Origin of the sequence: Arthrobacter sp. HMWF013 (assembly GCF_003061105.1) — a bacterium.
Classification (GTDB): domain Bacteria; phylum Actinomycetota; class Actinomycetes; order Actinomycetales; family Micrococcaceae; genus Arthrobacter.
The window spans coordinates 19,107-27,717 of the sequence record NZ_QAIQ01000083.1 but is presented as its reverse complement, the minus strand read 5'-3'; the positions used below and the strand labels follow the sequence as shown (position 1 = coordinate 27,717).

Below are 8,611 nucleotides of genomic sequence, written 5' to 3'. Positions count from 1 at the left end.
GCCGGGGACGAGGCCGCACTGCCGGCCATCGCCGCCTCCCTCGAGTCGCTGCCGCCTGAGGCGCGCGGCCTGGCATTCCTGGAGGTGGACAGCGGGGCCGATATCCAGCCGATCGCAGCGCCGCAGGGAATCCAGGTCAGCTGGCTTTTCCGCAACGGCGTCCCGGCCGGCGACAGCGACCTCCTGGTCTCGGCCGTGGCGGATGCTCAGTGGCAGGACGGACGGGTGGATGTTTTTGCGCACGGGGAGCGCGGCTACATGAAGGCCCTGCGGGACGTGCTGTTTGTGCGGCGCGGCCTGGAACGCAGCCAGGTGTCGCTGTCCGGATATTGGGCCAAGGGCCGGGTGGAGGATGATTTCCAGGCCGAGAAGAAGCTCCCCGTCGGACAGATCTGACGGCGGACCCTGACGGCCGCCCGGGACGGTCAGCGGCGGCGGGCCCGCCGCCGCTCATTGCTGGCCAGGCTGCGGGTCAGCGGCCTGGCAAGGGTGTCGCCAAGGACAATTCCGCCTGCCGAGCCCAGGACAATCGCGCCGGCGTTGAGCATCCCGCCGGCGCCCAGCAGGATTTCGGACTCCTCGATGGTCAGCACGTACATCGAGCGGAAAATGGTCAGCCCGGGCAGCAGAATGAGGGCCGCCGGGACTGCCACCACCAGCTGTGGAGCGCCCATCTTCAGTGCCACCACCCTTGCCAGCAGGCCAATGACGACGGCGGCGAGCGCCGGGGAGAACCGGTCGCCGACGCCGAGCTGCCCGGCGCCCAACAGCACGAAGTAGCCGGCCACCCCCACGGCAGCGGTGGGCAGCAGCAGTTCCCAGGACGTCTGCTCCGTGATGCCGATGGCGATCACGGCGACGGCGGTCAGGATCACCAGGACCCAGAGGTCGTAGGCAGGCGGGAATGTCTGGGTGACGCTGATGGGCTGCATTCCGGTCATCGCACCCACCACGAAGGCTACGGCGATGCCGGCCACGATTGCGCCGAAGGTGAGCAGCGTGGAGAGGAACCGTCCGGCCGCCGTCACCGGGAAGCCGTTGATGGCATCCTGGACTGACGAGACAAGCCGGCCTGTCGGCAGGAGCAGCAGGATACCGCCCACCACCACAATGGCCGGCGAAGTGGTCAGGTCAAAACGCCACAGCAGCAGCGCGCTGAGGGTGACAGCGAACGCGCAGGCCGCCGTCGTAAAGAAGTCAGGAACCCGCCACCGGCCCAACTGGCGGGCCAGGAGGCTCACGCCGATGTTGGCCACGAAGGCGATGGCCGAGGACACGGGGCCGCCGCCCAGCACCCCGACGAAGGCGGCGGCGAAGACGCCGAAGGCCACCGTGACCATCCAGCGCGGGAACGGTTTGGGGCTGGTGATGGCCTCATCCAACCGGCGGATGGCCTCATCCCGGCCCACTCCCCCGGCCACGATGTCGGTCACGAGCCGGTGCACCTTGGCCAGCCCGGCATAGTTGTTGGTCCAGGAGCGCACCACGCGGAGCAGGGCGATGGGCGGCTGGTCCTTGGGCGCATAGTTGATGGCCACGGACTGGTTGGTGATGTCCACCTCGATGTTTTTCAGGCCCAACGCCGCCGTGACGGCGATGATGCTGGTCTCCACCTCAAGGGCCCCAGCCCCATACCGGAACATGGTCTCGGCCAGGTGCAGGGCAAAATCGAGGGTCTTCCGCGCCGAGGTGTCCACGCCCCCCACCTGGATCATCGGGTTGGCGTATGGGCTCCCGGCGAGCCTGTCCACAATACTCATCGGCGCCGTCGGCGGGTGCTCCCCCTGGACCAGGCGGCGCAGCATCCGCTTGGCGGCGGCGTCCTGGCCGATCTGGGAGGGCGTCAGCCGCTCGGTTTTCGGCAGGCCGTCGGTGGCGGCCCTGCCCCGCGGATCGTCACGTCGGTTGGTCACGCTGGTCCTCCTCCCTGAGGGTTGGATGGTGTTTCGAGGGTTACGCCTGGCGTTTCAGGGGCAGTTTGCCGAGCAGGGTCCGCGCCGCGGCCACGGCTGCCCGGCCCACGCGGTTCGCCTGGAAGACGAACGGCCGGACCGGCATCACGAAGTCGCCCACCAGTTGCACCACATCCCCGCCGAAGCCCTTCTTGAACTCGTAGCCGCCGTGGCCTTCTTCGTCCTGTCCCTGGATGCCGAACGTGCCGTAGAAGTTGTAGCGCGAGTAGCCCTTTTCCAGTGCGTGGAGCATCATGCCCCAGTACAGCGAGGTGGCGCCGTTGAAGTAGATGTAGTCCTGCTTGGTGCCGCCGATCACGCACGTCACTTCGTCGCCGAAGCACACGAAGTGGATGGCTGCCACGGTGGCCACGCCTACGGAGTCCGGGAACCGTTCGATGTCCTTGAGGCTGCGCTCATAGCTGTCCACGAGGTCCTGGACCACTTTGAGGCGGTTGGCCTTCTTTTTACTGCCGGTCTCTTCGACCTCGCGGCGCAGTTCGGCTGCTGAGGCCGACTCTGCTTCCAGTCGTTCGGTGATGGATTTCCGGTAGGCGGGGATGTCGATCTTGGCCATCATGAGTTTGGTGAACTCGGCCGATGTGGTCCGCAGGAGCTGTTCGTAGTACTCGCGCTCCCGGTAGATGAAACCCTTCTCATCGCCGGCGGTGCTCAGGGCGTCGTAAAACTCATCCAGGGTTTCGAGCGTGGCCTGCTCCAGGAACACACCGTTCTTTTCAGCTTTCCGGATTGCCTTCCGGGTCCGGTAGCTGGTGCCCATGATCAGTTCCTCGGAGTCCTGGATGCCATCCAGTTTCTTGATGAACATCCAGTTGACGTTGGCGAAGTTCATGTCCGAGCCCTGGTGCGCCAGGCCGAGCCTGCCCAGTTCGGCCACCAGCGGCCTGTTATCGGCGATTTCCGGGTGTTCGGCGCCGTCGGCATCACGGGCGATAAACGGCAGGTTGGGGGAAATCCGCAGTTCCGCGGCCTTACGGTCCGCTGCGCGTCCTTTGAGGAGTCCGACGACGTCACTGACCAGGGCGGAGTCGGTGTAGTCCATGAGGGGGCCCTTGGCGCACTCGCACACACGGTAGCCGAACCGGTTGGTGGTGTAGTTCAGCTTGCCGGCAGCGACGAGCTCGCCGTCGCGCCTGACACCGAACAGTTCCACATCCTGCCCGCGGGCGCGCTGGAAGCGGGTGAAATCAGCGGACTGGATGAAGCTGCTTTGCGGGTGGCTGACGGAGAACGTCTCGAACTCGGCATCGCTCAGGACGCCGAACTCGAGCCCGGTTCCGGCTTTGGTGGGATTCACGGAAGTAACCTCATCTATCGCTGTGCTGCCGTCTGGGGCAGGCGCGGACGCTTGGTGGTGGGAATGGTCTGGTGGACTGTGTGCGCTGTCAGTAGAACTGACGTCCCGTGCGTGCGGTTTCAAGCCGCCGGAAGATCCGTTCGGCGCCCCTGACCCACATGGCATGCCTGACCGGAGCCAGCACGTAGTCGTAGCAGCCAACGAAATCCGTGACCGTCTTGGTGAAGCTCGTTTTGAACATGCCCATGCCGTAAAGGGAATGGGTCTTGTCCTTGATCTGGCTGGCGGGAGGCGTTCCGCAGAAGTCGTATTCGGTGCAGCCCAGTTCCTGCATCCGCCGGATCGCCGCCCACTGGACCAGGTGGGAGTCGCCGTACTGTTTGCGGTTCTGGGTTGAGCCGCCGTCTTTGTAGGTGGCTTTGGACCCGTAGTTGATCACGAAGGCGCCGACGCTGGGCTTGCCGTCCTCGTAGACGAAGAAGAAGCTGCCCTGGCCGCGGTTGCAGAATTCGTCCCAGAACCGGGTGTAGTACTCCAGGCTGCGCAGCGGCATGGAGCCCTTGGCGTTGACGGTATCGGCCATCAGGTCATAGAGGGCACGGTATGTTTCCGGGCCTTGCGGCTGCTGCACCACTTCGCAGCCTTCCCGTTCGGCGCGGCGGATCGCATTGCGTGCACGGGACGAGATGGCGCGGAGTACCTGGCTCTCCGGAGCCGAGATGTCCAGCAGCGCGGTGGAGTCGTTGGACTGGATGTTGGGTGCCTTCACCAGGCCGGCCGCGGCGAGCTGTGCCTGGACCTCCGGGGAGGCGACGATATCGGGTTCAACCTTAATGGTGAAAACGTTGAGTTTCCGGTTTCGGGCAAAGGAGGCGCAGGCCTCCAGCGCCGGCTTGAGATCGTCCACGGCGTTGAGGTCCGGCCCCTTGATCAGGTACCAGAGGCGGCCCAGGACAGGGAATTTCTTCTCCAGGACCAGGTTGTAGCTGGCGGTCCCGGTGGACTCCAGGACCAGGAAGCGGGCGCTCCAGCCATGGCCGTTCTTCACCGACGCGTACGCGGCCGACTGCAGCATATTGCCGCCATGGGGGTTGGCCGTCACGTGCTTGTCCCAGTTCTCAATTTCTTCGGCTGTGGCAAAGCGGGCGGTGAATTCTCGCAAGGGGCCGTGTCCAATCTGAGGGGTTTGTGCGCTGTTCTGGAGGCGTGGCTGCGGGCGGACATATAGCCTCAAGTCTAAAGCCTGATCTGCTCCGGGCTTTCCAGCCGGCCGGCTCTGCGCCTCCCGGCCCAGGCCTGGAACGGGGTCGTGCCCGGGCCCCGCACGGGCTGCCTTGACTCCTGGTGTGCGCTTCGCAAGGGTGGAGGCATGCAGGTTCACCGAGAGAAGTCCGGCCAAGGACCAGCAACCCGGAGGGAGTTCACGCCGGGCGTGCAGGTCATCGGCCTGGCGGCGTTCCTGGGGGCTTCGGCTTTCGTGGCATGGTTGGGGGCCTTTGCCACCGTGAGCAATGTGGACGGCTGGTACGTCACCGCGGACAAGGCCCCATGGTCGCCGCCCAACTGGGTTTTCGGCCCGGTCTGGACCCTCCTGTACACGGCTATGGCGGTGGCAGCGTGGCTGGTATGGCGCAGCCGGTCTGCAGGGTCCAGGCCGGCCCTGATTGCGTACGGTGTCCAACTGCTGCTCAACCTCGCGTGGACGCCGGTGTTCTTCGGCCTCTATCCGTCGTTGGGATCTTCTGCACTCTGGATCGCCCTGGCCATCATCGCCGCCCTGATCGTCGCGGTCACGGTCACGGTTCTCTACTTCGGTCCCATCAGCCGCCTGGCCGGGTTGCTCTTGCTGCCCTACATCTCATGGCTAGTTTTCGCCACCAGCCTCAACATTTGGGCTGCCCTGAACAACTGACGGGCCCCGGACGCGTACGTCTAACTGGCCGAGGCCGCCAAGCGTCCGGTGCACGTTTCACCGGACGCTCTCTCACTTAACGCGCGTTTTGGGCGGACGCTCTCTCACTTTTGACCTCCAAACGTGAGGAAAAAGCACCACGCCAAGGATTGCCGTTGGACTGAATTACTCCGAAGGGCAGCTTCGGCCGCGGCGGACCACCGATCACGGCCCGGACCCTCAGCAGCAGTGAGAGAGCGTCAGGCCAAAACCTGCATCAAGTGAGAGAGCGTCAGGCCAAAACGTGCATCAAGTGAGAGAGCGTCAGGGGGCTTCGGTGCGCTGGCCTAGTTCCCGAAGTCGGAGAGCGGCGGGCAGGAGCAGATGAGGTTGCGGTCCCCGGCTGCGCCGTCGATGCGGCCGACCGGCGGGAAGTACTTGTCCTGCTTGAGCGAGGCCAGCGGGAAGGCTGCCTGCTCACGCGGGTAGTCCCGGGTCCAGTCGGAGCTCACGACGGCGGCTGCCGTGTGGGGTGCGTGGCGCAGCGGGGAGTCGGCGACTGTGAAGTCGCCGGCGGCGACCTGGTCGATCTCCTTCCGGATGGCGATCATCGCGTCGATGAACCGGTCGATCTCGGCGAGGTCCTCGGACTCCGTCGGCTCCACCATCAGCGTGCCGGCGACCGGGAAGGCCAGGGTGGGGGCGTGGAAGCCGTAGTCGATCAGGCGCTTGGCCACATCCTCGGCCGTCACACCCGTCTTTGCGGTCAGTTCGCGGAGGTCCAGGATGCACTCGTGCGCCACCAGACCGCCCTCACCCGTGTACAGGACCGGGAAGTACTCATTCAACCGGGCCGCGACGTAGTTCGCCGCCAGCAGCGCGGACTTGGTCGCCTCAGTCAGGCCCTGGGCGCCCATCAGCTTCACATACGCCCAGGAGATCGGCAGCACGCCGGCCGAGCCGTAGTTCGACGCGCTGATCGCGACGCCGTGGCCGGCTTCGTGGGCTGCCTTGTTCGCATCACCGGGCATAAACGGGGCCAGGTGTGCCTTGGCCGCGACCGGGCCAACACCGGGTCCCCCGCCGCCGTGCGGGATGCAGAAAGTCTTGTGCAGGTTCAGGTGCGAGACGTCGCCGCCGAACTTGCCCGGCTGCGCCAACCCCACCAGGGCGTTCAGGTTCGCCCCGTCCACATACACTTGGCCGCCCGCGGCGTGGACCGCGTCGCAGATCTCGGTCACGTCCGCGTCATACACCCCGTGGGTGGAGGGGTAGGTGATCATGATCGCGGACAGGGCATCCTTGTGCGCCTCGATCTTCGCGTACAGGTCAGCATGGTCAATGGACCCGTCAGCAGCCGTCGCCACAACAACAACCTTCATGCCCGCCAGGACAGCCGAGGCGGCATTGGTGCCGTGCGCCGAGGCCGGGATCAGGCACACGTTCCGCTGGGTATCACCGTTGGCCAGGTGGTAGCCGCGGATCGCCAGCAGGCCCGCGAGCTCACCCTGGGACCCGGCGTTCGGCTGCAGCGAGACCTGGTCATAGCCGGTGATCTCGGCAAGGTCGGCCTCGAGACCGGTGATCAGTTCACGCCAGCCCACCGTCTGTGACTCCGGGGCGAACGGGTGGATCGAGGCGAACTCCGGCCAGGAAATGGCTTCCATCTCCGCGGTCGCGTTCAGCTTCATCGTGCACGAACCCAACGGAATCATGGTCCGGTCCAACGCCAGATCCCGGTCGGAGAGCCGCCGGATGTAACGCAGCAACTGCGTCTCGGAACGGTGCGTGTTGAACACCGGATGCTGCAGATACTCAGAGGTGCGGAGCACGGCGGCAGCGAGGCTGAATCCGGCGCTGGCGGTCACGTCGACGACGGACGCGGCAAAAGCCCCAACAACGTCCGCAACGATCCCTGGTGTTGTTGTCTCGTCAGCGGAGATCCCCACCGTGTCCTCGTCGATGCTGCGCAGGTTGATCCCCTGGGCAGCGGCCGCCGACACAATGCCTGCAGCCTTCCCGGGCACAGAGACGGACACCGTATCGAAGAATCCCGTATGCAGCACGTCAATGCCGGCAGCCTTAAGCGAGGCGGCGATCGTGGTGGCGTGGCTGTGGACGCGTTCGGCGATAGCCTTCAGGCCGTCCGGGCCGTGATAAACCGCGTAGAACGACGAGACGATGGCCAGCAGCGCCTGCGCGGTGCAGATGTTCGAAGTCGCCTTCTCACGGCGGATGTGCTGCTCGCGCGTCTGGAGCGCCAGGCGGTAGGCGGGGACGCCGGCGTCGTCCTTGGAGACACCGACCAGGCGGCCAGGCATGGACCGTTCCAGTCCCTTGGCAACGGCCATGTAGGCAGCGTGCGGTCCGCCGAAGAACAACGGAACACCCAAACGCTGCGTGGAACCGACGGCGATATCAGCGCCCTGCTCACCCGGAGGGGTGATCAAAGTCAGGGCCAGCAGGTCAGCAGCCACCGTGACCAGTGCGCCGCGTTCCTTCGCCGCCGCAATGACCTCTGCGTGGTTGAACACTCGGCCGGACGCGCCCGGCTGCTGCAGCACGATGCCGTTGATAACGCCCTCGGGCAGGCCCTTGGACAGATCGGCTACCTCCACCTCGAAGCCCAGCGCCTCGGCCCGGCCCTTCACGATCGCAATGGTCTGCGGCATCACATCAGCATCCAGCACGGTCTTACCATCGTGCGCTGCCTTGTTCTTGTTGGCCCGGCGCATCATCAGGACGGCCTCGGCCACCGCCGTGGCTTCATCCAGCAGGGACGCGTTGGCGATCGGCAGGCCCACCAGGTCCTGGACCATGGTCTGGAAGTTCAGCAACGCCTCGAGCCGGCCTTGGGAGATTTCGGGCTGGTAAGGGGTGTAGGCGGTGTACCAGGCCGGGGCTTCGAGGACGTTCCGGCGGATCACAGCAGGGGTCACGGTGTCGTAGTAGCCCTGGCCGATCATCTGCACAGCCGTTTTGTTCTTGCCCGCGAGCTTCCGCAGCTCCGCAAGGACCTCAACCTCACTGAGGGCGTCCTTGAGCGCGAGCGGCCCGGCCTGCCGGATGGAGTGCGGAACCGCGGTATCAACCAGCGAGTCAACGGAGTCGCAGCCAACGGCCTTAAGCATGGTGTCGATGTCGGCCTGGCGGCGGGCACCGATATGCCGATCGACGAAAGTGGCGGGGGCTGAATCAACACTCACAAGGAACTCCATCCATTAACCCGAGGGATTCCTGGAGAGGACTGCTCCTACGGCGTATTCAAGGTACAAATTGCTGACTTGTGGCCGGACGGCGGCCGCTACAGGCCCAATTCTCCTACCCGGTACGCCATCGGGCAAATAGCGTCGCGCCCGTGCCGGGGCCGCTGGAAGGGGACGTTCCGCCACAGCCCGGGCCGCCGTCGTACTCTTTTGATGTCATGCTCAGGAGAGTGGCGGCGGCTCC

Annotated in this window: 6 protein-coding genes; 2 read left to right on the top strand and 4 right to left on the bottom strand. The window is 65.5% G+C overall.

Translation table 11 applies throughout. The features are described from left to right. The coding region (locus DBR22_RS04015; RefSeq protein WP_146187368.1) for a siderophore-interacting protein at positions 1 to 396 on the top strand (396 nt) is incomplete at its 5' end. Between the two features lie 29 nt (positions 397 to 425). On the opposite strand, the gene DBR22_RS04010 is transcribed toward DBR22_RS04015, so the two are convergent. From DBR22_RS04010 to DBR22_RS04000, 3 genes are all read right to left on the bottom strand, one after another. Then, a complete protein-coding gene (locus DBR22_RS04010) occupies positions 426 to 1,913 on the bottom strand; it encodes a threonine/serine ThrE exporter family protein (RefSeq protein WP_108597893.1) in 1,488 nt (495 codons plus the stop codon). 40 nt (positions 1,914 to 1,953) lie between these two features. Continuing rightward, entirely contained in the window at positions 1,954 to 3,270 is a 1,317-nt protein-coding gene (locus DBR22_RS04005) for a peptidoglycan bridge formation glycyltransferase FemA/FemB family protein (RefSeq protein ID WP_108597892.1), read from the bottom strand. A gap of 88 nt (positions 3,271 to 3,358) precedes the next feature. After that, the gene (locus DBR22_RS04000) at positions 3,359 to 4,432 is read right to left on the bottom strand and encodes a lipid II:glycine glycyltransferase FemX (protein WP_108597891.1); all 1,074 of its coding nucleotides are present in this window, start codon (positions 4,430 to 4,432) and stop codon (positions 3,359 to 3,361) included. 207 nt (positions 4,433 to 4,639) lie between these two features. On the opposite strand from DBR22_RS04000, the gene DBR22_RS03995 reads away from it, so the two are divergent. Beyond that, positions 4,640 to 5,182: a TspO/MBR family protein gene (locus DBR22_RS03995; RefSeq protein ID WP_108597890.1), complete on the top strand. Its 543-nt coding sequence runs from the start codon at positions 4,640 to 4,642 to the stop codon at positions 5,180 to 5,182. A gap of 326 nt (positions 5,183 to 5,508) precedes the next feature. On the opposite strand, the gene gcvP is transcribed toward DBR22_RS03995, so the two are convergent. After that, on the bottom strand, positions 5,509 to 8,367 hold the full coding sequence (gcvP, locus tag DBR22_RS03990; protein ID WP_108597896.1) for an aminomethyl-transferring glycine dehydrogenase: 2,859 nt from the start codon (positions 8,365 to 8,367) through the stop codon (positions 5,509 to 5,511). Positions 8,368 to 8,611: the final 244 nt, after the last annotated feature.